Genomic DNA, 22,965 nt, shown 5'->3' with positions numbered 1-22,965 from the left:
GTGACCACACAGTCGAACGTCGGCCGCTACCGCATCGGGCAGCACGTCGTCGAGTTCCGCGCGCCTCGCCTTTCGGACGCGGAATCGTGGCGCCGTACCAACCTCGAGCACGAGAAGCGCCTGCGGCCGGCGTTCGGCAGCCCGGACACGGACTGGGATGCGGAGCACTCCCTCGCCGCCTGGGCGGAGACCTGGTGGGCGGCGACCCACGACCCCGACGTTCGCTCAGCGCGCGTGCTCACCGTCGAGGACGGCGCCGAGGACCGGGTGGTCGGCTACCAGGTGTGGGCGGGCCGGGATCCCCGCACCGGGCACGCCGAGGCGTCGACATGGGTCGCGGGACTGCCGCAGTCGTTCGAGGTCACTGCGTTCTTCACCGCCGCGTGCCTCCTCGACGTGTTCACCGCCCATCCCGACCTGCCGTTCGTCGTCGCACCGATGGCCGTGCACAACCGACCACCGATCGACCTCGCCGAATCGATCGGCTTCACGTACCTGCAGACACTCCGCGGGCTCCGCGAGTACGACGGCACACCGACCGATCACTCGATCCACGTCCGGCACAACACCGATGCGGCGCGTGCCGAACTGGCCGCGGTCCTCGCCTCGATCGGCGCCGAGCCGCTGCCGCCTCGGCCCGCGGACCGGCCGTCACTCGGCGCGGCCCTCGGGCTGGCCCGGCACGGGGTCCGCCGGCTGCGCGCCCGGGCGCGCGCCGCCCGCGCCACCCCGGCTGCGGACACGACGTTCGGCGCCGCCCGCGCCGTCGGAGGCCACGACATCGGCTTCCTCCCCACCCGTGCCGGCGAGCACACCGTCACCGTCGACGGTCGGCCCATCGGCGCGATCAACGTTCACGTCGACGGCGGCAGCTCGACGACCGAGATCATCGATCGCCTGGACCGCGATGTGGACGTCGACGGCGCGACCACGGCCGTCGTCGCCGCCTGCCGGGCCGCTGCGGAGGGCCAGCAGACCCGGCGGCTCACGATCGCGCTGGCGGACCGCCATGCGGGCGCCGCCGCGGACCTGGCCGCGCTGGGCTTCGCGTCCGAGGGCGCGACCCTGCCGACCCGCGGTGACGAATCCACGCCCCGGGAGAGCTGGACCCTCGTCCTGGAGCGGTGAGTGCCGCTCAGGCCGACGGTCGCACCACGAAGACCGAGCTCGCGCGCTTGCCGTTCTCCTGCAGGAGGGCGACGACGCGGCCGTCCGGGGTGGCCGCCGCGTAGACGCCCGGGATCCCCACCGGATCCAGCCAACGGCCGAGCGACAGGTCGACGGCCTGCTCCGCGGTCACCTCACGGGTGGTGAATCCCGTGGCGATCGCCTCGTCGATGCCGTACGACAGGCGCGGAGCCTCGAAGAGGTCGTCGAGCGTGATCGCGTGGTCGAGTCCGTACGGCCCTACCCGCGTGCGGCGCAGGGCCGTCAGGTGCCCGCCCACGCCGAGCGCCGCGCCGAGGTCCCGGGCGAGCGCCCGGACGTACGTGCCCGACGAGCACTCCACGGTCACGTCGAGGTCGAGGTACTCGCCCTCGCGCCGGAAGGCGTGCGCCGCGAACTCGTCGACGGTGACCGGGCGCGCCTTGAGCTGGACCTCGGCGCCCTCGCGGACCAGCTGGTGGGCGCGCTTACCGTCGACCTTGATGGCGCTCACCGTCGACGGGACCTGTTCGATCGCACCCGTCAGGGGGAGCGTGGCGGCGCGGACGGCGTCGTCGGAAAGCCCTGCGGCGGAGGCGCCCCCGGTGATCTCGCCCTCGGCGTCGTCGGTCGTCGTCGAGGCGCCGAGCCGGACGGTGGCCGAGTACGCCTTCGTCGTCAGGGCGAGGTGGCCCAGCAGCTTCGTGGCGCGCTCGATCCCGATGACGAGCACGCCGGTGGCCATCGGGTCGAGGGTGCCGGCGTGACCGACTTTGCGGGTACTCATGGCTCGGCGGCAGCGGGCGACCACGTCGTGGCTGGTCAGTCCGGCGGGCTTGTCGACGATGATCAGCCCGGCACCGTCGGGCTCGAGGAAACCCCGGTGGGGAACGGTCATCTCACACCTCCGCGATCGAGGTCACGATGAGGCCGTCGGTGATCCGCCACCGGCCGTCGAAGGACGCGACCGGTGGGCCGCCGTCGGTGGTCCTGCCGTCGATGAGGATGCGGGAGCGGAACGTGCCCTCGGCGGAATCGTCCGTGCGCGACTCGAGGCCGAAGGTGATCTCCGCGTCCTCGAAGCCGAGCCAGCGGCCCGTGATCGGATTCCACGCCTTGTAGGTGGCCTCCTTCGCGCAGAACAGGAGCCGGTCCCAGTGCAGGCCGTCCGCGTCGCGGGCGGCGAGCACCTCCCGCTCGGACTCCACCGAGACGGTGGGCAGCACCTTGTCCGGCAGGGGAAGGTGCGGCTCGGCATCGATGCCGACGGTGCGCACCCCCATCCGGTAGCCGACCACCGCGCCGCGGTAGCCGTCACAGTGCGTGAGCGCGCCCACCACGTTGCGCGGCCAGTCCACCCCGCCGCCCTCGCCCTTGACGAGCACGGCGTCGTCGATGCCCAACTCCCCCAGCGCCTCCCGAGCGAGGTGGCGCACCGTCGCGTACTCCGCCTGCCGCTTGGGCACGGCCCGCGCGATCTGCGCCGCCTCGCGCGGGTGCAGCTGCGCGTCGACATCGCCATGCGCCTCCCGCGCGACGAGTCCGCGCGGGAGCATGGACTGCAGGATCACTTCTCCGACTCCTTCTCGCGAGCGGCGCGGCCGGAATCCCCGGGGCCGCCGCCCCGTCCGGGTCCGGCACCGGATTCCCGCGCCGCTCGACGCTCGGCGATCCGCTCCCGCGCCGCCACCCGGCGGTCGCTCAGCCGCTCCTGCGCGGCAGCGCGTTCCGCGGCGAACCGCTCCGGATCGTCCCGGTACTTCGGGTCCACCTCGAAGTGGACGCCGTAGTGTCCCAACGACTCCTCCGTGTACGCCGGCGCCGGGAGGATCCGCCGCAGCAGCGGCTCGGGCAGGCCGCGCTCCTGCCACTCCCGCGGGTAGCCCACCGAGACCTCCTCGAACCGGACGCCGTCGTACCAGGTGGTACGGGGAATGTGCAGGTGCCCGTACACGGCCGCCTCGGCGTTGTAGGTCCGGTGCCAGTCCGCCGTTTCGACGGTGCCGCACCACAGCGCGAAGTCCGGGTAGAACAGCACCTCGGTGGGCTCGCGGCGCAGCGGCCAGTGGTTCACCAGCACCGTCCGGGTGCCGGCCGGCAGCGCGGCGAGCCGACGGCGCGTGTACTCCAGTCGCGCCCGGCACCACGCGTCACGGGTCGCATAGGGCTCGGGTGAGAGCAGGAACTCGTCGGTGGCGACGACGCTCTTCTCCTTCGCACGGGCCAGCGCCTGCAGCGTGGTGAGACCCTCGTCGCGGAAGGTGTAGTCGTAGAGCAGGAACATGGGGACGACGGTGACCGGGCCCGCGTCGGGATCCTCGAACACCGGGAACGGGTCCTCGGGCGTGAGCACGCCGTGGTGCCGGCAGATCTCCACCAGGTGGTCGTAGCGGGCCTCGCCGAAAACCTGCATCGGGTCCTTGGAGGTGGTGTACAGCTCGTGGTTGCCCGGGACCCAGATGATCTTCTCGAACCGCGGCGCCAGGGCCGTGAGCACCTCGTCGAGCTGGTCGGTGCGCTCGCAGACGTCGCCGGCCAGGATCAGCCAGTCGTCCGGGGACGTGGGCCAGATCTTGTCGACGACGCCCTCGTTCCCCCGGTGCCCCACGTGCAGGTCACTGATCGCCCAGAGGTTCGCCACCCCTCCACGCTACCGGTCGGGCACGGTCGCCGATCTCGCCCGTCGCGAACACGGCGAACCTTAGGACAGGTAACCCTAACCGAACCTGCTAGCGTCTACCGCCATGACCATCGCACCGCCCCCGAACCGCCGCCGCTTCCTCGCCGCCACCCTCGCCGTGGCCACCGCCGCCACGCTCGCGGCCTGCGGGTCGGGCGACACCGACAGCTCGGCCGCGGACACCCGGGTCGTCCGGCACGCCATGGGCGAGACGACGGTGCCCGCGAACCCGCAACGCATCGTCGTCATCGACTCGCCGCACACGGACGCCCTGGTCGCGCTCGGCATCAAGCCGGTCGGCGCGGCGGTCGCCGCCGCGAACGAGGGCTTCCCCGGTTACCTGCGCGACAAGCTCGACGGCACCGCGAACGTGGGCCTGATCGCCAGCCCCGACATCGAGGAGATCGCGAAGCTCAAGCCCGATCTCATCATCGGATCGAAGGTCCGGCACGCCAAGCTCTACCAGCAGCTCTCCGCCATCGCCCCGACGGTGTACTCGGTGGACACGGGCACCAACTGGAAGGAGCAGGCGAACATCACCGCACTGTCGGTGAACCGCTCCGCGCAGATGACCGAGCAACTCGCGCAACTGGACGCCAGGGCCGCCGAGGTGGGCCGGAAGGTCGGAGCCGCCGGCACGTCGGTCTCGATCGTGCGGTGGCGCGCCAACGGCACCTTCCGGATCTACGGGCCCGGCACGTTCTCGGGCAGCGTGATCACCGCGATGGGCTTCACCATCCCGTCGAAGCCGTGGAGCGAGTACTCGATGATCGAGCCCTCCCTGGAGCACTTCGGCGAGATCAACGGCGACTACGTCTTCCACACGCCCGGCGCCAACTCGACCGCCACGCAGCAGTCCGTGACCGACCGCTGGGGCGCGCTGCCCGCCGTCGCCGCCGGGCGCGCCTTCGCCGTGGACGACGAGACCTGGATGGTCGGCATCGGCGTGATCGGCGCGGGGCGGATCATCGACGACGTCCAGCGCCTGGTGAAGCCGAAGGGCTGAATCCGGGGCGATGCGGCCGCGGCTCAGTAGTCTCAAGGACGATGACTGAGCCCACTGCCCCCGCGGCCACCACCGGCCGCCGCCGTCCCGTCGACTGGATGGACTGGGCGATGATCGCCCTGGCGATCGTCTCGCTCGTCCTGATCACGGTGATGACCTTCGTGCACCTGCCGCGCGGGCTCTACATCACCGCGCTGTGGATCGACGCCGGGATCTGCCTGATCTTCTTCCTGGAGTTCCTGGCCCGCTGGCGCGCGGCGCACTGGTCACGCAGGTTCCTGCTGCTCAACTGGTACGAGCTGCTCGGAATGGTGCCCGCGTTCGTGGTCACGATGGCGCTGCCGTCCGCCTTCAAGTTCCTCCGCCTCGTCCTGGTGATCGCGCGGCTCGCCACCGCGATCGACCGCGCCTACGGCGACCGGATCACCGCGGTCGTCGTGGGGCGCGCGACCGACGCCGTGGTGGACGCGGTGAAACGGCCGATCACCGTCGCCGTGCTCGACGAGGTGACCGAGGTTCTCAGGACCGGCCACTACACCAAGAACATCGCCCTGGCACTCGAGGAGAACCGGCCCGAGATGAGCGGGATGATCCAGGAGATGGTCAAGAACGATCCGCAGACCAAGGCGGTCAAATACATCCCCTTCCACGACGAGATCATCCAGCTCATCGTGGACACCTCGTTCCGCATGGTGTTGCAGGTGCTCGCCGATGAGCGCACCGACGAGCTGGTCTCCGACATGCTGCGCGAGAACATCGACCAGATCCGGGATTCCGTCAAGCGCAAGGAGGACGCGGCGGCACGGACGAAGGCGGGCAACACGGCCGTCACACCGCACCCGGTCCCGTAACCGACCCGTTACGGCTCGGACACCGCCGCCCAACGCCTCCCCAGCACGATTCCTTCCAACCCCGCGCCGCACGGCCGGGCCGGAAGGGATCTTTCGTGACCGCACTGCAACCCCCGGAGGCGACGACCGCACCGTCGACCCCGCTCCGCGACAGCGCCTCCCGCGAGACGCTCGAGGACTACACCCTGCGGTTCGCGCCCCGCAGCTACCGCAAGTGGGGCCCCGCAGTGGTCGCCACCTCGGCGCTCGGCGGCATCGCCTACCTCGCCGACTTCGCGATCGGCGCGAACATCGGCATCGCGAACGGCACCGGCAACGCGCTCTGGGGCATCGGCTTCTTCGCGCTGGTCATCGTGCTGACCGGATATCCGCTCGCCTACTACGCCGCCCGGTACAACATCGACCTCGACCTCATCACGCGCGGCAGCGGCTTCGGCTACTACGGCTCGGTCCTGACGAACGTGATCTTCGCGTCCTTCACGTTCATCTTCTTCGCGCTCGAGGGATCGATCATGGCGCAGGGGCTCCAGCTCGGCCTGGGCATCCCGCTGTGGCTGGGCTACCTGCTCTCGTCCGTGCTGATCATCCCGCTGGTCGTCTACGGCATGAACACACTCGCCAAGCTGCAGGTGTGGACCACCCCGCTGTGGCTCGTGATGATGGTGCTGCCCTTCGGCTACCTGCTGCTGAAGCACCCCGAGGCGATCGGCGACTTCTTCGCCTTCGGCGGCATCGACACCGCCACCGGGGAGCCCCTGCACAAGGGCGTCAGCTTCGCCGGCACCATGCTCGCCGCAGGCGTGTGCCTGTCGCTCATCGCCCAGATCGCCGAGCAGATCGACTACCTGCGGTTCATGCCGCCCAAGACGCCCGAGAACTCGCGCCGCTGGTGGACCGCCGTGATCACCGCGGGCCCCGGCTGGGTCTTCTTCGGCGCCGTCAAGCAGATCGTCGGCCTCTTCTTGGCCGTCTACCTGATCGGGATCACGATCGACAACGCCGGCATCGCCAACCAGCCCGTGCACCAGTTCGTGGAGATCTACCAGGACTTCCTGCCGCACTGGCTCGCGCTCACGCTCGCCGTGATCCTCGTGGTGATCAGCCAGATCAAGATCAACGTGACCAACGCCTATTCGGGCTCGCTGGCGTGGACCAACAGCTTCACCCGCGTCACGAAGACCTACCCGGGCCGCCTGGTGTTCCTCGTGTTCAACGTCGTCATCGCGATCGTCCTGATGGAGGCCGACATGTTCAGCTTCCTCAACAACCTGCTGAACTTCTACGCCAACTGCGGCATCGCGTGGATCGTGGCGGTGGCCAGTGACATCGCGATCAACAAGTACTTCCTGAAGATCTCGCCGAAGGTCCCGGAGTTCCGCCGCGGCATGCTCTACGACGTCAACCCCGTCGGTTTCGTCTCGGTGATCGTCGCGGCGGGCCTGTCCATCGCCGCGTTCTTCGGGCTCCTCGGCTCGGGCCTGCAGCCCTACTCGCCGCTGGTCGCCCTGGTCCTCGCGCTGGTGCTGCCGCCGGTGCTCGCCCTCGCCACCCGCGGCAGGTACTACCTGCGCCGCTCCGACGACGGCATCGACCTGCCGATGTTCGACGAGTACGGCAACCCGTCGGGCGAGAAGCTCCTGTGCTGCGTGACCGGCGTCGAGTTCGAGCGGCCCGACATGGTGGCCTCCGCGGTGCCCGGCCCCGAGGGCGAGAAGCAGTACATCAGTTCGCTGGCACTCTCGACGGACAGGTCCGGCGCGCACGTCCTGCCCGCGGACCCGCCGGTGCGCTGAGCGCGCCCCTCACCCCACCGGATCCGACGGTGCGCCGCCCTCCGGGGCCGGCGCACCGTCGTCCGCGTTCCGCTCCCGCAGGTGCATCAGGATCTCGGCGTGCCCCTGCAGGAAGGCCCGTTCATCGAGCTTCTTGCGGCGCATCCACCCCGTGACCTCGGAGTTGCACTTGCTGGCGTTGCACGAGCGGCACGCCGGCACCACGTTGGTCTGCGTGTAACGGCCGCCCCGCGAGATCGGCAGGACGCAGTCCTTCTGGAACGGGCCCGCCCCGCCGCAGTACGCGCACGCGCCCCACAGGGCGACCAGTTCGTCCCACTCGGGCACGGTGAGGTCGTTGTCGGCGGCGGCCACCCGACGCGCGCGGCGGCGGGCGACCCGGGCCTTGCGGGTCTGCGCGCGCGGCGCAGTCGACTTCGGGGGCACGGGCACACGTTACCCACCGAAAACGATACCGATTCGGTAGTTTCCGCCCGGGAACCGGACGAAAGGAATACGGTCCAGTCATGCCCACCTACGAATTCCGCTGCAGCAGTTGCGGACCCTTCGACGCCGTCTTCAGCATGCGCGACGTCCCCGAGGCGACGCCGTGTCGCTGCGGGTCCCCGGCGCGTCGCGGGATCACCGCGCCCCGGTTGGGCAGCGGCGCGTCCGGGGCGATGAAGCTGCTCGACGCCACCAAGGCCACCGCCGAGAAGCCGGCCGTCGTCTCCGCCCCGACCGGGCGGACGCGCGGAGGCGGGGGCGGCGCACCGTCGAACCCCCGGCACGCGGGTCTCCCCCGCCCCTGAATCCCCCGATCGTCCACCGTAGAAGAAAGGCCAGTTCCATGCCCGAAGTCGTCTTTCCGCTCGACTCCAGCAAGAAGTTCACCGATCAGGAGAAGATCGGCCACAACCGGTGGCACTACGCCATCCCGCCGGCCGTCACCGTCAAGCCGGGCGACACCTTCCGGGTGCACTGCCGGGAGTGGTTCGACGGTGCGATCCACAACGACGATTCGGCGGAGGACATCCTCAACGCGCCGCTGACCTCCGTGCACACGCTGTCGGGGCCGATCGCTGTCGAGGGCGCGAAGCCGGGTGACCTGCTCATCGTCGACATCGTGGACGTGGGCCCGATCCCGCAGGAGGACAGCGGCCCGCTGGCCGGCCAGGGCTGGGGCTACACGGGCATATTCGCCAAGGAGAACGGCGGCGGCTTCCTCACCGACCAGTTCCCCGACGCCTACAAGGCGGTCTGGGACTTCACCGGCCACACCGCCACGTCGCGGCACGTGCCGCACGTGAGCTTCACCGGCATCATCCACCCGGGCCTGATGGGCACGGCACCGTCGAAGGACCTGCTCGCGCGGTGGAACGCCCGCGAGGCCGCGCTCATCGCGACCGATCCGGATCGCGTGCCGCCGCTGGCGCTCCCGCCCGAACCGGACTCCGCGATCCTCGGCACCCTGACGGGCGAGGCCTTCGCCGCGGTCGCCGCCGAGGGCGCCCGCACCGCCCCGCCGCGCGAGAACGGCGGCAACCAGGACATCAAGAACCTCACCCGCGGCACCCGCGTGTTCTACCCGGTGTTCGTGGACGGCGCGAACCTGTCCGTGGGCGATCTGCACTTCAGCCAGGGCGACGGCGAGATCACCTTCTGCGGCGCGATCGAGATGGGCGGTTTCATCGACCTGCACGTCGACATCATCTCCGGCGGCATGGACACCTACGGCGTCAGCGAGAACGCGATCTTCCTGCCCGGCGGCGACGTGGGCCCGCGGTACGAGCAGTTCCTCGCCTTCTCGGGCACCTCGGTCACCCTCGACGACGAGCAGCGCTACCTGGACAGCCACCTCGCCTACCAGCGGGCCTGCCTGCACGCGATCGACTACCTCACGAAGTTCGGCTACAGCCCCGAGCAGGCGTACCTGCTGCTCGGCGCCGCGCCGATCGAGGGCCGCCTCTCGGGCGTCGTCGACATCCCGAACTCGTGTGCCACCGTGTACATCCCGACGTCGATCTTCGACTTCGACGTGACGCCCGGCAAGGACGGGCCGGTGCAGATCGATCCCGGTCAGGGTGCGCCGCGCGCGTCACGCTGACCGGCCCCGACCGACATCTCGGCCCCGGGACGCGGCGACGGATCTCCGTCACCGGGTCCCGGGGCCGGGTCGTGCAGAGGGCTCGGTCAGCGCGGGAAGGGCAGGTTCGGCGGGATGGTGATGGTGCGCGGCACGCCCGGCGGCACGTCGATGCCCGGCGGGATCACGACGGTGGTCGGGTAGGGCTGCGTCGTCTGCGGGGCGGTGGTGTCCGCCGTCGTGCCGTACGCGGGGTTCGTGGTGGTGGTGGTGGTCTCCGGCGTGTACGGGGCGACGTAGGGCTGCTCCGGCGTGCCCGCCTGGCCGGGCGCGGTCGTGGTGGTCGCGGCGGCCGACGACGAGGCGCTCGCGGACGGCGCGGACGAGGGTGCCGACGACGGGCCCGAGCCCGCGCTCGGGTTCACGGTGAACGAGGGCACCGAACCCGAATCGGACGGTGCACATGCCACCATCGCCCCGAGCCCGGCGACGACGGCGGTGCCGGCCAGGATCCGGCGGAACGCGGACGTGCGCGTAATCACAGTGAATGCCATATGCAACATCCGATCGTATTCGGCCGCGCAATGCAAGCCGTCACGCCGGAGCGGTCCCAACCCGCTCCCACCGGCTCCCCAGGAATCGCAGCACGACCGCGGCGCAGCGCAGCACCATGAACGCCGCCAGGCCCGACCAGATACCCGTGAGCCCCCAGCCGAAGGCGTAGGAGAGCCAGATCAGCGGCAGGAACCCGACCAGCGCCGAGAACATGGTCGCGGTACGGAGGTACGCCGCGTCGGAGGCTCCGAGCAGCACACCGTCGAGCGCGAACACGACCCCGGCGATCGGCACCATCCCCACCAGGAACCACCACGGCACCGTCAGCGCGTCGAGTACCTGCGCGTCGGAGGTGAACGCGTGCGGCAGGATGCCGGCCAGGCCCGCCAGCGCCGCGGCGATGGCGGCGGCGAAGGCCGTCGACCAGGCCGTCACCCGGTGGCCCAGCGACCTGGCCGCGGCGGTGTTCCCCGCGCCCAGCGCAGCGCCCACCAGCGTCTGCGCGGCGATCGCGAGCGAGTCGAGGACGAGGGCCACGAAGTTCCACAGCTGCATCGCGATCTGGTGCGCCCCCACGAACTGCGCGCCCGCGCGGGCCGCCACCGCACCGGCGGAGATGAAGCAGATCTGGAAGGACAGGCTGCGCACGATCAGGTCGCGGCCCAGCACGAGCTGCGCCCGCACCAGGGCGGGCCGGAGCCGGAGTCCGCCCGCCGGTGCCGCACGGATCACCGCACCCAGGAAGAGCAGGCCGCTGACGACCTGCCCGGCGAGGTTCGCCCACGCCGAGCCGACCAGGCCGAGTTCCGGCGCGCCGAGCCAGCCGTGCACGAGCACGGGGCACAGCACCGTCGACAGGCCCAGGCCCGCCAGCACGAACACGAGCGGGGCCCGGGGCCGCTGCACGCCGCGCAACCAGCCGTTGCCGGCCATCGTGACCAGGATGAGCGGGATGCCGAAGGAGGCCACCCGCACCCACGACTCCGCGGCGACGGCGATCTCGTCGCGACCGGCGAGGGCCCGCGTCACCGGCCCCGCGAAGATCTGCACCAGGGACAGGAGGACACCGCCGACCGCGAGCGCGAGCCAGGTTGCCTGCACGCCCTCTGTGACGGCACCGTCGGCATCCCCCGCGCCGAAGCGGCGCGCCGAGCGCGAGGTGGTGCCGTACGAGAGGAAGGTCAGCTGCGTCGAGACCGTCGCCAGGATGAGCCCGCCCACGGCGAGGCCGGCCAGCGGGAGCGCGCCCAGCCGACCGATGATCGCCGTGTCCCACAACAGATACAGGGGTTCGGCGGCGAGGACGCCGAGGGCGGGCAGCGCCTGTCCGACGATCCGCCTACCGAGACCGGACGGTACGGCGGCGACGGCCTCCGTCATGTGCGGGCGAGGAAGGCGGCCACCACGTCCTCGGCGGTGCCGATGGCCGAGTAGCCCGCCGCGAGCCGATGCCCGCCGCCGCCGAAGCCGCGCGCGAGCGCCGAGACGTCCACGTCCGTACGGGCCCGCAGCGACGCCGACCACTCGCCGCCGTCGCTCTCCTTGAACAGCGCGGCGACCTCGCAGTCGTCCGCCGTGCGGAGCAGGTCGATGAGCGACTCCGCGGCGTCCCAGCCGAGCGGCCCGCGATCGACGGCGCGGCACACGGCGTAGACCGCGCCGCGGCCGCCGAAGGCCTCCGGCACGGCCGTCGCGGAACCGAGTACCGCGGCGACCATGGGGAACCAGGCGCGGGGATGGCTGTCGAGCAGCTCCCGCGTGAGCTCACGGCCGTGCGCGCCCGCGTCGAGCAGCCGGGCCGCCATCCGGTGCCCCGCGGGCGAGGCCCAGCGGAACGAGCCGGTGTCGGTGACCAGACCGGCGTACAGGCAGTCCGCGGTCTCCGCGTCGAGCTCGGCGCCCAGCGCGTCGATCACCGCCAGCACCAGTTCCGTGGTGCTGTTGGCCGCCGCGTCGATCAGGTCGACGGTGCCGAACCCGCCGTTCGTGGCGTGGTGGTCGATCACCACCCGTACCGGGTGCGCCCGGAACGAGTCCTCCAGTCCGGCGAGCCGCTCGGCACTGGCGCAGTCGACGGCGACCGCGACCTCGGCATCGATCGGGGCCGAGAAACCGTCGGCGCCCGCCAGACCGTCGATGCCGGACGGCAGGTCCGGGCCGGGATGGCTCACCGACACCTCGGCGCCGCGGGCACGGAGCACCCGAGCCAGTGCCAGGCCGGAGCCGAGCGTGTCGGCGTCGGGCCGCACGTGGCAGTACACCGCCACGCGGGGCGCACCGTCGAGCGCGGCCGCGACGGCCGCGAGGGCGTCGGTCACCGCGGGTCCTCGCCCGGTTCGTCGTCCGGGTCCTCGTCGTGCTTGTACGGATCGGCGTCGCCCGCCGGCTGCGCGGTGGCCGCCACGGCGGCGACCCGCTCGTCCTGCTCGCGGGCCTTCGCCAGCAGCGCCTCCATGTTCGCGACCGCGGCGGGCACCCCGTCGAGCTCGAACCGGAGCGTGGGCGTGAACCGCACACCCGTGCCCGCGCCGACCTTGCTGCGGAGCTGGCCCCGGGCCTTCTCCAGGCCCGCTGCGGCGGCCTCGTAGTCCGGCTCGACGTCGAGCGTCGGCCCCATCACGGTGTAGAACACCGTCGCGTCGTGCAGGTCGTTCGTCACCCGCGTATCGGTGACGGTCACGTGGTCCAGACGCGGATCCTTGATGTCGTGCTCGATCGCCGTCGCGACGATCGTGCCGATCCGCTTGGCGAGCCGAGCTGCCCGTGCCGGGTCGGCCATGGCCTCTTCCCTCCCTTGAAAAACCTCTGACGATCGATCGACGACACCTCGCGCGCCGCGAACGATCGGTGGACAGCGAGCATATCCCGGTCGGCGGCGAAGGACATGTGTCCTGCGCCGACCTCGCTCAAGTCCCGCTAGTCCTCCGGGCCGAACAGCCTGCGGCGCACCGAGAGCAGTTGGGTCTCGGGATGCGCGGCGACGGTCCGCTCGCATCGATCGAGGATCTCGACGACGTGCGCGTGGTCGGGGCCGACCACGCCGACGCCGAGCGTCGCCCGGCGGTGCAGGTCCTGTTCGCCCACCTCGGCGGCGCTGACGGAGAACCTCCGCAGCTCGGCGAGGACGGGCCTGATGACGGATCGCTTCTGCTTGAGCGAATGGACGTCACCCAGCAGGAGATCGAATTCCAGAGCTCCTATGAACATCGTGCGGGCCACCCGGCCCAGGGGCTTGGGGAGCCACCGCCCGGGCGCATCGGCACCCGGGCGGTGACCCCTGACTAATCGCGGGCCTTCTCGACCAGCTCGTAGGTCTCGATCACGTCGCCGATCTTGATGTCGGAGTACGAGAGCGTGAGACCGCATTCGTAGCCCTCGCGGACCTCGGTCGCGTCGTCCTTCTCGCGCTTGAGCGAGGTGACCGTGATGTTCTCGGCCACGACCGTCGAGTCGCGCAGCAGCCGCGCCTTGGCGTTGCGACGCATGATGCCGGACTGGACCATGCAACCCGCGATGTTGCCCACCTTGGACGACTTGAAGATCGCGCGGATCTCGGCCTGGCCGAGCTCCTTCTCCTCGTAGACCGGCTTGAGCATGCCCTTGAGCGCGGCCTCGACCTCGTCGATGGCCTGGTAGATCACCGAGTAGTACCGGATCTCCACGCCCTCGCGGTTGGCGAGCTCGGTGGCCTTGCCCTCGGCCCGCACGTTGAAGGCGATGATGATCGCGTTCGACGCGGACGCCAGGTTGACGTTGGTCTCGGTGACGCCACCGACACCGCGGTCGATGACGCGCAGCTGCACCTCGTCGTCGATCTCGATGCCCAGCAGGGCCTCCTCGAGCGCCTCGACGGTGCCCGAGTTGTCGCCCTTGAGGATGAGGTTGAGCTGGCTCGTCTCCTTGAGCGCGGCGTCCAGGTCCTCCAGCGAGACGCGCTTGCGCGACCGCGCCGCGAGGGCGTTGCGCTTGCGCGCCGCGCGCCGGTCGGCGATCTGCCGGGCGATGCGGTCCTCGTCCACGACGAGCAGGTTGTCACCTGCGCCGGGCACCGACGTGAAGCCGATGACCTGCACCGGACGCGACGGGAACGCCTCGGTGATGTCGTCACCGTTCTCGTCCACCATGCGGCGGACGCGACCGTACGCATCGCCGGCCACGATCGAGTCGCCGACCCGCAGGGTGCCGCGCTGGATGAGCACGGTGGCCACGGGGCCGCGACCGCGGTCGAGGTGCGCCTCGATGGCCACGCCCTGCGCGTCCATGTCGGGGTTCGCCCGCAGGTCCAGCGAGGCGTCGGCCGTCAGCAGCACCGCTTCGAGCAGCGTGTCGACGTTCGTGCCCTGCTTCGCGGAGATGTCGACGAACATCGTGTCGCCGCCGTACTCCTCGGGGACCAGGCCGTACTCGGTGAGCTGGCCGCGGATCTTCTCCGGCTGCGCGCCCTCCTTGTCGATCTTGTTCACCGCCACGACGATCGGCACGTCGGCCGCCTGCGCGTGGTTGATGGCCTCCACCGTCTGCGGCATGACGCCGTCGTCGGCCGCGACCACGAGGATCGCGAGGTCGGTGGCCTTGGCACCGCGGGCACGCATGGCGGTGAACGCCTCGTGACCCGGGGTGTCGATGAACGTGATCAGGCGCTCGTTGCCCTCGAGCTCGGTGAGCACCTGGTAGGCACCGATGTGCTGCGTGATGCCGCCGGCCTCGCCCTCGCGGACGTTGGCCTTGCGGATCGTGTCGAGCAGTCGGGTCTTACCGTGATCGACGTGGCCCATGACGGTGACCACCGGCGGACGCTGCTCGAGATCGTCCTCGTCGCCCTCGTCCTCTCCGTAGGTGAGGTCGAAGCTGTCGAGCAGCTCGCGGTCCTCGTCCTCGGGGCTGACGACCTGGACGACGTAGTTCATCTCCTCGCCCAGCAGGACGAGGGTCTCCTCGTTCACCGACTGGGTCGCGGTGACCATCTCGCCCAGGTTGAACAGCGCCTGGACCAGCGACGCCGGGTTGGCGTCGATCTTCTCGGCGAAGTCGCTCAGGGACGCGCCCCGGGCGAGACGGATCGTCTCGCCCTGGCCGCGGGGCAAACGCACGCCACCGGCGATCGGCGCCTGCATGCTCTCGTACTCGGCGCGTTTCGCGCGCTTCGACTTACGGCCACGACGCGGAGCGCCACCGGGACGACCGAAGGCACCCGCGGTGCCACCCGGACGGCCACGACCGCCGCCGCCGGGACGACCGCGGAAACCACCCGCTGCGGGTGCACCGGTGCCACCACCGGCACCGCCGCCGGGCCCACCGCGGTAGCCGCCGCCACCGCCACCGGGACGACCGCCGGGCCCGCCACGACCACCGGGGCCGGGACGGCCCTGTGCGGCCGGACGCGCGGCGCGCGCGGGCATCGCACCCGGGTTCGGGCGCGGGGGCATGCTGCCCGGGGTGGGACGGGGACCGCCGGGACCGGCGGCCGGACGGCCGCCCTGCGGACGGGGACCGCCCTGGCCGGGAGCCGGACGGGCGCCGCCCTGCGGACGCGGGCCACCCTGGCCGGGAGCCGGACGACCGCCCTGCGGGCGCGGGCCACCGGGACCCGGCTGCGGGCGGGGCGCACGCTCGACGGGAGCCTGCGAGGAGAACGGGTTGTTGCCGACCTTCGGGGTGCGCGGGCCGGGCTTCGGACCGGCCGGACGCGGGCCCGGGCGGGCCGACGGTGCCGACGGCGCTGCAGCCTCGGGGGCCGACGGTGCCGCGCTCGCCGCGGGGGCGGCAGGAGCGGCCGGCGCAGCGGGAGCCGGGGTGGGCTCGGGCGCCGCCGGGGCGGCCGGGCGGGGGCCCGGACGTGCGCCGGAAGCGGCCGGACGGGCCGCGGGCTCCGACGCTGCGGGGGTGCTCGCCGCGGTGGTCGCGGGAGCGGCCGGTGCGGCCGGCTTGCGCGCCGGACCGGGCTTCGCGCCGCTCTCGGACTTCGCGCCGCCGTCGGACTTGGGTCCGTACGACTCACGCAGGCGTCGCGCGACGGGGGCTTCCACCGTCGACGACGCCGACTTCACGAACTCGCCCTGCTCACTGAGCCGTGCGAGGACTTCCTTGCTGGTGACACCGAGTTCCTTAGCCAACTCGTGCACACGGGCCTTGCCTGCCACTCTTCTCCTCAAATGTGAGGTCGAGGGCATATATGGTCCCGCCGACCTCGGTTAGTTACTCCGATTGCCGTTCATCGCTGGTGCTTCACGGTGTGCTCATGTCTTCAGCTCGATTCCTTCATCTCCGAGTGGGTGGGCCTTGGGAAAGACCAACCGTCTTCAGACCGCTCACAATAGTAGCGCGTCGGGGCAAGTCGTTTCACCCCAGGGACTCCTCCAGCGCACCGGAGATCCGCAGCGCCCGGCGGAACGCGTTCTTCTTCCGCGCCGACTCGCGGCACCGCGGGTCGGCGTGGAGCCAGGCTCCGCGCCCCGGAAGGCGGTGCCGATCGTCCACGACGACGCGCGGCGGACCGTCGGGCCCGGAGACCGCGACGACCCGGATCAACTCTCCCGCGGAGGCCCGGCCCCGGCACCCGATGCAGGTCCGGACCGGTTCGCTCACTGCGGCTCGTTGCCCTCCGCGTCGGAGCGGATGTCGATGCGCCAGCCGGTCAGGCGGGCGGCGAGGCGGGCGTTCTGCCCCTCCTTGCCGATCGCGAGGCTCAGCTTGAAGTCGGGCACCACGACACGGGCGGCCTTCTCCTTGGCATCGACCACTGTGACCGACACCACGGACGACGGCGAGAGCGCGTTGCCGACGAACACGGCCGGATCGTCGTCGTAGGAGATGATGTCGATCTTCTCGCCCTCGAGATCGCTCATCACGTTGCGCACGCGCTGGCCCATCGGGCCGATGCACGCGCCCTTCGCGTTGAGGCCCTGCACGGAGGTGCGGACGGCGATCTTGGACCGGTGGCCGGCCTCCCGCGCGACGGACGTGATCTCGACGCTGCCGTCGGCGATCTCCGGGACCTCGAGCGCGAACAGCTTCTTGACCAGGTTCGGGTGCGTCCGCGAGAGGGTGATCTGGGTGCCGCGCTGGCCGCGGCTGACACCGACGACGTAGAACTTCATCCGGTCGCCGTGGTCGTAGCTCTCCCCCGGCACCTGCTCGGCCGGCGGCAGCAGGCCCTCGTGGCCCTCGCGCTCGCTGCCGATTCGGACCACGACGAAGCCGCGGGCCGCGGCGCGGGCGTCCGCCTGCACGACGCCCGAGACGACCTCACCCTCGTAGACCGCGAACTCGCCGAACGTGCGGTCGTTCTCCGCGTCCCGCAGGCGCTGCATGATCAGCTGGCGCGCCGAGTCCGCGGCGATGCGGCCGAAGCCCTCGGGGGTGTCGTCCCACTCGGTGATGATGTTGCCGTCGGCGTCGAGCTCCTGCGCCAGCACCTTCACCTGGCCGGTGCGCCGGTCGACGTCGATCCGGGCGTGCGGCTCGTGTCCCTCGCTGTGCTTGTACGCGGTGAGGAGCGCGACCTGGATGGCCTCGATCACGGTGTCGACGGAGATGTCCTTCTCCGCCTCGATCGCCCGCAGGGTCGCCATGTCGATGTTCATCTACGTCCTCATTCCTCGTCGGCGTCGTCGCCGGTCAGATCCTCGGGCTCGGCGCCCGACTCCACGCGCCCGGGCGTGATGCCCGAGAGCTCCATCTCTTGCGGGTTGGGCCTGCGGAACTCGACCCGGACGGTGGCCGCGGCCACGTCCCCGAGGTCGAGGTCCCGGGTCGTCGGGGCGGCGCCCTTCGCCCCGGGCAGGACGACGGTGACCGTGGTCCCGTCGTCCGCGAGCGGTCCGACGCGCGCCAGCAGGGTCGTGCCGTCGCGCAGTTCGATCGCGGCCTGGCGGCCGCGGGCGCGGCGCCAGTGGCGGGGCTCGGCGAGCGGGCGCTCCGCGCCCGGCGTGGTGACCTCGAGGGTGAACGCCTGGCCGCCGAAGACCTCGTCCGCCTCGTCGACCGCCGCGGACAGCGCCCGGGCGACCTCGGCCAGGCCGTCGAGCGTGGGGCCGGCGTCGCTGTCGACCACCACCGCGATGGACGACTTCGGGCCGGCGTTGTTGATCTTCACCTGCTCGAGATCGAGGCCCGCCGCTTCCAGGTGAGGCGTGATGACGGCTCTCACCGCCGCTTCGTCGTATGCCATACGCGCCTCCCTGTGAAATTGTCCCGGGGCACCTCGCCCACGGTGTCGAACGCTGCGACCAGTGTACTCATGGCGCGCGGGCCGACCGCCGCGCCTTCGGTCGGAAGCCGGACCCCATAGACTCGTGCCCGTGATCGACCAACCCCACCGCGCGCGCCGCGGCATCGACCGGCGCACCGCCCTGACATCCGCGCTGGTCACCGGTGGCGCCCTGGTGGGCGGTGCCGCCCTGGCCGGGTGCACCACGCCGGAGGACCGCGCCGACGATCCGCAGGCCGTGCGCCTGCAGGCGGCGGCCGCCCGGGCCCAGGCCGACGCCGACCTCGCACGCGGACTCGCCGTGCTCGACGGTGCCGCCGGCCCCCAGCTGAGCCTCATCGCCGACCAGCGGGGCCAGCACGCCAACGCCCTCGCCGACGAGCTCTCCCGCTACGTGGAGCGCCCCACCTCGGTGACCGCGGCACCGTCGTCCACCGCGGCCGCACCCGCCCCGGTGACCCGGCAGTCGCTGCGCGCGCAGCTGACCCGGTCGGCCCGGGAGGCGGGCGATGCCGCCGTCGCCGCGTCCGGCTATCAGGCCGCGCTGCTCGGCTCCGTCGCCGCGGCCACCCGCGTGCATGCCGAGGTGGTGCTCGGATGACGCCCGCACAGGAGGCGGTCGCCGCGGCACTGAAGTCGGAACACGCGGCGGTGTACCTGTACGGCGTGGTCGAGGCCTTCGCCGCGCCCACCCGCCGCGCCGAGATCGCCACGTACGCGGCGGAGCACCGCGCCCAGCGCGACGCCCTGGCCCGCGTGCTCAGCGCCGCCGGCGTCGAGGTGCCCGTCGCCGCGGCCGCGTACAACCCGCCGGAACCCGTGACCGACCCGGTGAGCGCCGCGAAGGTGGCGGCCGCCGCCGAGGACGACAGCGCGGCCGCCCACCGCGGCGTGCTCACCCACGGCGACGGCGACGGGGTGCGTCACCTCGGCGTCACCGGTCTCGGCGGCGCCGCCGTGCGCGGCGCACGATGGCGCGCCGCGCTCGGCGTCGCGCCGGTGACCGCCCCGTTCCCGGGGATCCGCACGTAGCGTTCCGTTCGACGGTGCGCTCGGCCGCGGCACCGCGGATTGCGAGACCTTTACACTCGCAGCATGACGTCCAACGATCCGCAGCAGCCCGGCGACGGGACCTACGATCCGACGGTGATCCGTCCCGCTGAGCCGGCTTCCTCCAGCCCGGACCTCACCAAGCGCGACACCGCGTCGGACGTCGGCGGCGATCCCGACGCGGCGACCACGGTGCACCCGACGGCCCTGCCGGACCCGTACACGGCACCGTCGAACCCGTACGCCCCGCCCGCCGATCCCTACGCGGTCCCGAACCCCTACGGCGCGCCGGCCGATCCCTACGCCGCACCGTCGAACCCCTACGCCGCGCCGAGCGCGGACCCGTACGCCGCCCCGCCGGTGTACCCCGGCGAGCCGCAGTTCGGGCAGAACGCCTACGGCCAGCAGCAGTTCGGGCAGCAGCCCGGGTTCCCCGCGTACCCGGGCCAGAACCTGCCCGGCTACCCCGCGCCCGGTTACGGCCAGCCGACCGCCGGGACCAACGGCCTCGCGATCGCGGCCATGGTCTGCGGCATCGTCTCGATCGCGATGTTCTGCGCCTGGGGCATCGGCATCGTTCCCGGCATCGCCGCCGTGGTCATGGGCATCATCGCGATGAACAAGATCAAGGTGACCGGCCAGCAGGGGCACGGCATGGCGTTGGCCGGCATCATCACGGGTGGCATCGGCATCCTCGTCTGCCTCGCCATCCTGATTCTGATCATCATCGGGATCAACGCCGACACCTCGTCCACCGGTTACGTGCTCGGCCTGCTCGGCTGAGCGGCGCACAACAGCGAAGGCCCGCACCGACTTCCGGTGCGGGCCTTCGCTGTTGGTGACGATCTAGCGCGCGGCGGCGGTGATCTCCGCGGCGGCGTCGGCGACGGGGATCTCCCGGGCCTCGCCGCTGAGGCGGTCGCGGAGCTCGACGACCCCGTCGGCCCAGCCGCGACCGACCACGACCACCGTCGGGACACCCAGCAGCTCCGAGTCCTTGAACTTGATGCCGGGCGAGGCCTTGCGGTCGTCGAGCAGCACCTGCAGGCCCGCGGCGTCGAGCGCGCCCGCCAGCTCCTCCGCGCCGGACCAGGCGCCCTCGTCCTTGTTCGCGATCACGACGTGCACGTCGAACGGGGCGATGCCCTTGGGCCAGCGCAGGCCCTTGTCGTCGTGCCGCTGCTCGGCGATGACGGCGACCAGCCGCGAGACGCCGACGCCGTACGAACCCTGGGTCAGCCGCACCGGCTTGCCGTTCTCGCCGAGGACGTCGACCTCGAAGGCGTCGGTGTACTTGCGGCCCAGCTGGAAGATGTGGCCGATCTCGATGCCGCGTGCGGACTTCAGCACGCCCTTGCCGTCGGGCGAGGCGTCGCCGTCGCGGACCTCGGCGGCCTCGATGGTGCCGTCGGCGACGAAGTCACGACCCGCGGTGAGGTTCACCACGTGCTGCCCCTGCGCGTCGGCGCCGGTGATCCAGGCGGTGCCGTCGACGACACGCGGGTCGACGAGGTAGCGGACCTCGTTCGCGAGCAGCGCCTTCGGGCCGATGTAACCCTTGACGAGGAAGGGGTACTTCGCGAAGTCCTCGGCCTCGAGCAGCGCCACCTCGGTGGGCTCCAGCGAGGCCTCGAGGCGCTTGACGTCGACCTCGCGGTCGCCGGGGACGCCGACACCGAGGAGCTCCCAGTCGCCGCCCGGGGCGCGGGTCTTGACCATGACGTTCTTGAGCGTGTCCCCCGCGACTACCTCGCGGCCGAGGACGGAGGCACCGTCGGCGCCCTCGTTGGCCCAGGCCACGAGCGAGTCGATCGTGGGTGCGTCCGGGGTGTCGTAGACCTGCGCGGCGGGCAGGCCGTCGAGCGGGATCGCGGGCGGCGCGGGCGTCACGACGGCCTCGACGTTCGCGGCGTAGCCCGACTCGGTCGAGTGCACGTAGGTGTCCTCACCGACGGGGCTCACCGCGAGGAACTCCTCCGACGCGCTGCCGCCCATGGCACCCGATGTCGCGGAGACGATGACGTGCTCGACCATCAGCCGGTCGAAGATCCGCTGGTACGCCGCGCGGTGCTTCGCATACGCCTCCGACAGCCCCTCGTCGGTGGTGTCGAAGCTGTAGCTGTCCTTCATCACGAACTCGCGGCCGCGGAGGATGCCGGCGCGGGGCCGCTCCTCGTCGCGGTACTTGGTCTGGATCTGGTACAGGATGACGGGCAGGTCCTTGTACGAGTTGTACTCGCCCTTCACGGTGAGGGCGAAGATCTCCTCGTGGGTCGGACCGAGCATCATGTCGGCGCCCTTGCGGTCCTGCAGTCGGAACAGGCTGTCGCCGTACTCGGTCCACCGGTTGGTGGTCTCGTAGGGCTCACGCGGCAACAGCGCGGGCAGCAGGATCTCCTGGCCGCCGATCGCGTTCATCTCCTCGCGCACGACCTGCTCGACGTTGCGCAGCACCCGCAGGCCCAGCGGCAGCCACGAGTAGACGCCGGGGGCGATGCGGCGCACGTAGCCGGCGCGGACGAGCAGCTTGTGGCTGGGGACCTCGGCGTCAGCCGGGTCGTCGCGGAGCGTGCGCAGGAACAGCTGGGAGAATCGGGTGATCACGACGCCACAGCTTAGTGTGTCCGGTGTGCTGATCCTGCTTCCCCCGTCCGAAACCAAGGCCGGTGGCGGTTCCGGTGCGCCCCTCGACCTCGAGACGCTCACCTTCCCGTCGCTGACACCGACCCGCGGGCGCCTTCTCGACGCCCTCGTCGCGCTCTCGCAGGACGACGGTGCCGCCCGCGCCGCGCTGGGCCTGTCGGAGGGCCAGACCGACGAGCTGGAGCGCAACCGCGCCCTGCGCACCGCGCCGACGCGCCCGGCGATCGAGCAGTACACGGGCGTGCTCTACGACGCACTGGACGTGCGCGGACTGACGAAGGCCCAGCGCGCGAAGGCGGACGCCCGCCTGGCGGTGGGCTCGGCGCTGTTCGGGGCGGTGGGCGCGGAGGACCCGATCCCCGCCTACCGGCTCTCCTCGGGCTCGAAGCTGCCCGGCCTGGGCACGCTGGCCGCCGCCTGGAAACCCGCGCTGGCCGAGGCGCTCGCCGCCGCGGACCGCGGCCTCGTCGTGGACCTGCGGTCCGGCGGCTACGCGGCGCTGGGGAAGGTGCCCGGCGCGGTGACGGCCACCGTCGTCACCGAGAAGCCCGACGGCTCCCGCGCCGTGGTCTCGCACTTCAACAAGCACCACAAGGGCCTGCTGGCCCGGGCACTGGTCGTGAGCCGGGCCGAACCCGGCGACGCCCGCGCCGTCGTGAAGGTGGCAGAGAAGGCCGGCCTGCGCGCCGAACTGTCCTCCCCCACCGAGGTCACGATCGTCACGACCGCCTGACCCCGAGTATCGGGGTCGCCTCTCAGTCGTCGAGCCGATGGCGGCGGGCGCGAACCCGGTCGGCCTGCGGCGACTCCGAGTGGTGCATGCCGTCCGGCTCCGGCAGCGCGTGCCGACCGCCGGTCTGCGGCGCGAACTCGCGCTGCGGCGCGGGCGGCGGGACGGGCTGCGGGCCCGTGGGCCGCGGCATCGGACGCGCGGCGTGCGGGATCGGGCGGCTCGGCGGGTAGTGCG

Annotated in this window: 24 protein-coding genes and 1 pseudogene; 10 read left to right on the top strand and 15 right to left on the bottom strand. The window is 71.8% G+C overall.

The genetic code is table 11. The annotated features are described in order from the left end of the window. Complete coding sequence (locus AXK61_RS16545) at positions 1 to 1,128, top strand: GNAT family N-acetyltransferase (protein ID WP_068746397.1); 1,128 nt, start codon at positions 1 to 3, stop codon at positions 1,126 to 1,128. A 7-nt stretch (positions 1,129 to 1,135) separates the two neighbouring features. Here the strand turns inward: AXK61_RS16545 and truB are convergent, their stop codons facing one another. From truB to AXK61_RS16530, 3 genes are read right to left on the bottom strand one after another with little or no spacing between them, the layout of a single operon-like run. Then, positions 1,136 to 2,044, bottom strand: a complete 909-nt coding sequence (truB, locus tag AXK61_RS16540; RefSeq protein WP_068746396.1) for a tRNA pseudouridine(55) synthase TruB — start codon at positions 2,042 to 2,044, stop codon at positions 1,136 to 1,138. Position 2,045: 1 nt separating this feature from the next. Continuing rightward, entirely contained in the window at positions 2,046 to 2,714 is a 669-nt protein-coding gene (locus AXK61_RS16535; RefSeq protein ID WP_068570659.1) for a 4'-phosphopantetheinyl transferase family protein, read from the bottom strand. After that, positions 2,714 to 3,787, bottom strand: coding sequence for a metallophosphoesterase family protein (locus AXK61_RS16530; protein WP_082789396.1), 1,074 nt, complete (start codon positions 3,785 to 3,787; stop codon positions 2,714 to 2,716). The genes AXK61_RS16535 and AXK61_RS16530 overlap by 1 nt, the downstream gene beginning before the upstream one ends. A gap of 103 nt (positions 3,788 to 3,890) precedes the next feature. Between AXK61_RS16530 and AXK61_RS16525 the strand changes: the two genes are divergently transcribed. From AXK61_RS16525 to AXK61_RS16515, 3 genes are all read left to right on the top strand, one after another. Continuing rightward, complete coding sequence (locus AXK61_RS16525; RefSeq protein WP_197466845.1) at positions 3,891 to 4,832, top strand: ABC transporter substrate-binding protein; 942 nt, start codon at positions 3,891 to 3,893, stop codon at positions 4,830 to 4,832. Between the two features lie 41 nt (positions 4,833 to 4,873). Beyond that, positions 4,874 to 5,683 carry an ion transporter gene (locus AXK61_RS16520; protein ID WP_068570590.1) on the top strand — a complete coding sequence of 270 codons (810 nt, stop codon included), beginning with the start codon at positions 4,874 to 4,876 and terminating at the stop codon, positions 5,681 to 5,683. A gap of 95 nt (positions 5,684 to 5,778) precedes the next feature. Further along, entirely contained in the window at positions 5,779 to 7,476 is a 1,698-nt protein-coding gene (locus tag AXK61_RS16515; RefSeq protein ID WP_068746395.1) for a purine-cytosine permease family protein, read from the top strand. 9 nt (positions 7,477 to 7,485) lie between these two features. Here AXK61_RS16515 and AXK61_RS16510 read toward each other — a convergent pair whose 3' ends face one another. After that, positions 7,486 to 7,902, bottom strand: a complete 417-nt coding sequence (locus AXK61_RS16510; RefSeq protein WP_068570663.1) for an HNH endonuclease — start codon at positions 7,900 to 7,902, stop codon at positions 7,486 to 7,488. An 80-nt stretch (positions 7,903 to 7,982) separates the two neighbouring features. Here AXK61_RS16510 and AXK61_RS16505 point away from each other — a divergent pair, with 80 nt between their 5' ends. Both AXK61_RS16505 and fmdA read left to right on the top strand, forming a co-directional pair. Continuing rightward, positions 7,983 to 8,267 carry an FmdB family zinc ribbon protein gene (locus AXK61_RS16505; RefSeq protein ID WP_068570592.1) on the top strand — a complete coding sequence of 95 codons (285 nt, stop codon included), beginning with the start codon at positions 7,983 to 7,985 and terminating at the stop codon, positions 8,265 to 8,267. Between the two features lie 38 nt (positions 8,268 to 8,305). Further along, on the top strand, positions 8,306 to 9,562 hold the full coding sequence (gene fmdA, locus AXK61_RS16500) for a formamidase (protein ID WP_068746394.1): 1,257 nt from the start codon (positions 8,306 to 8,308) through the stop codon (positions 9,560 to 9,562). An 86-nt stretch (positions 9,563 to 9,648) separates the two neighbouring features. On the opposite strand, the gene AXK61_RS25095 is transcribed toward fmdA, so the two are convergent. The 9 genes from AXK61_RS25095 to rimP all read right to left on the bottom strand — a co-directional run bounded on the left by AXK61_RS25095 (position 9,649) and on the right by rimP (position 18,266). Next, positions 9,649 to 10,095, bottom strand: coding sequence for a hypothetical protein (locus tag AXK61_RS25095; protein ID WP_068570594.1), 447 nt, complete (start codon positions 10,093 to 10,095; stop codon positions 9,649 to 9,651). 40 nt (positions 10,096 to 10,135) lie between these two features. Further along, positions 10,136 to 11,476 carry an MATE family efflux transporter gene (locus AXK61_RS16490; protein ID WP_068746393.1) on the bottom strand — a complete coding sequence of 447 codons (1,341 nt, stop codon included), beginning with the start codon at positions 11,474 to 11,476 and terminating at the stop codon, positions 10,136 to 10,138. After that, on the bottom strand, positions 11,473 to 12,414 hold the full coding sequence (locus tag AXK61_RS16485) for a DHH family phosphoesterase (RefSeq protein WP_068570596.1): 942 nt from the start codon (positions 12,412 to 12,414) through the stop codon (positions 11,473 to 11,475). Before AXK61_RS16485 ends, AXK61_RS16490 begins: the two co-directional genes overlap by 4 nt. Continuing rightward, positions 12,411 to 12,875 carry a 30S ribosome-binding factor RbfA gene (rbfA, locus tag AXK61_RS16480; protein WP_068570597.1) on the bottom strand — a complete coding sequence of 155 codons (465 nt, stop codon included), beginning with the start codon at positions 12,873 to 12,875 and terminating at the stop codon, positions 12,411 to 12,413. The genes AXK61_RS16485 and rbfA overlap by 4 nt, the downstream gene beginning before the upstream one ends. 137 nt (positions 12,876 to 13,012) lie before the next feature. Further along, positions 13,013 to 13,303: a DUF503 domain-containing protein gene (locus AXK61_RS16475; protein WP_068746486.1), complete on the bottom strand. Its 291-nt coding sequence runs from the start codon at positions 13,301 to 13,303 to the stop codon at positions 13,013 to 13,015. A 74-nt stretch (positions 13,304 to 13,377) separates the two neighbouring features. After that, positions 13,378 to 16,236 (bottom strand): translation initiation factor IF-2, encoded by a 2,859-nt coding sequence (infB, locus tag AXK61_RS24485; RefSeq protein ID WP_156485717.1) that lies wholly within the window; start codon positions 16,234 to 16,236, stop codon positions 13,378 to 13,380. 199 nt (positions 16,237 to 16,435) lie between these two features. Further along, positions 16,436 to 16,681, bottom strand: a complete 246-nt coding sequence (locus tag AXK61_RS25090; RefSeq protein WP_156485716.1) for a YlxR family protein — start codon at positions 16,679 to 16,681, stop codon at positions 16,436 to 16,438. After that, positions 16,678 to 17,679, bottom strand: a complete 1,002-nt coding sequence (gene nusA / locus AXK61_RS16460; protein ID WP_068746392.1) for a transcription termination factor NusA — start codon at positions 17,677 to 17,679, stop codon at positions 16,678 to 16,680. The genes AXK61_RS25090 and nusA overlap by 4 nt, the downstream gene beginning before the upstream one ends. A gap of 8 nt (positions 17,680 to 17,687) precedes the next feature. Further along, complete coding sequence (rimP, locus tag AXK61_RS16455) at positions 17,688 to 18,266, bottom strand: ribosome maturation factor RimP (protein WP_068746391.1); 579 nt, start codon at positions 18,264 to 18,266, stop codon at positions 17,688 to 17,690. A 130-nt stretch (positions 18,267 to 18,396) separates the two neighbouring features. Here rimP and AXK61_RS16450 point away from each other — a divergent pair, with 130 nt between their 5' ends. The 3 genes from AXK61_RS16450 (at position 18,397) to AXK61_RS16440 (ending at position 20,138) form a co-directional block, all read left to right on the top strand. Further along, the gene (locus AXK61_RS16450; protein ID WP_139057825.1) at positions 18,397 to 18,906 is read left to right on the top strand and encodes a hypothetical protein; all 510 of its coding nucleotides are present in this window, start codon (positions 18,397 to 18,399) and stop codon (positions 18,904 to 18,906) included. Then, positions 18,903 to 19,337 carry a ferritin-like domain-containing protein gene (locus tag AXK61_RS16445; RefSeq protein WP_068746390.1) on the top strand — a complete coding sequence of 145 codons (435 nt, stop codon included), beginning with the start codon at positions 18,903 to 18,905 and terminating at the stop codon, positions 19,335 to 19,337. The genes AXK61_RS16450 and AXK61_RS16445 overlap by 4 nt, the downstream gene beginning before the upstream one ends. A 63-nt stretch (positions 19,338 to 19,400) precedes the next feature. Further along, the gene (locus AXK61_RS16440) at positions 19,401 to 20,138 is read left to right on the top strand and encodes a DUF4190 domain-containing protein (RefSeq protein WP_068746389.1); all 738 of its coding nucleotides are present in this window, start codon (positions 19,401 to 19,403) and stop codon (positions 20,136 to 20,138) included. A gap of 63 nt (positions 20,139 to 20,201) precedes the next feature. Here AXK61_RS16440 and AXK61_RS16435 read toward each other — a convergent pair whose 3' ends face one another. Beyond that, a complete protein-coding gene (locus AXK61_RS16435; protein ID WP_068570605.1) occupies positions 20,202 to 21,959 on the bottom strand; it encodes a proline--tRNA ligase in 1,758 nt (585 codons plus the stop codon). Between the two features lie 25 nt (positions 21,960 to 21,984). Between AXK61_RS16435 and yaaA the strand changes: the two genes are divergently transcribed. Next, entirely contained in the window at positions 21,985 to 22,731 is a 747-nt protein-coding gene (yaaA, locus tag AXK61_RS16430; protein ID WP_068746484.1) for a peroxide stress protein YaaA, read from the top strand. A 22-nt stretch (positions 22,732 to 22,753) separates the two neighbouring features. Here the strand turns inward: yaaA and AXK61_RS25465 are convergent. Then, positions 22,754 to 22,965, bottom strand: a pseudogene (locus tag AXK61_RS25465) (hypothetical protein); the annotation flags it as partial.

It is taken from the genome of Tsukamurella pseudospumae, assembly GCF_001575205.1.
Classification (GTDB): domain Bacteria; phylum Actinomycetota; class Actinomycetes; order Mycobacteriales; family Mycobacteriaceae; genus Tsukamurella; species Tsukamurella pseudospumae.
This window is presented reverse-complemented; position numbering and strand designations above follow the sequence as displayed.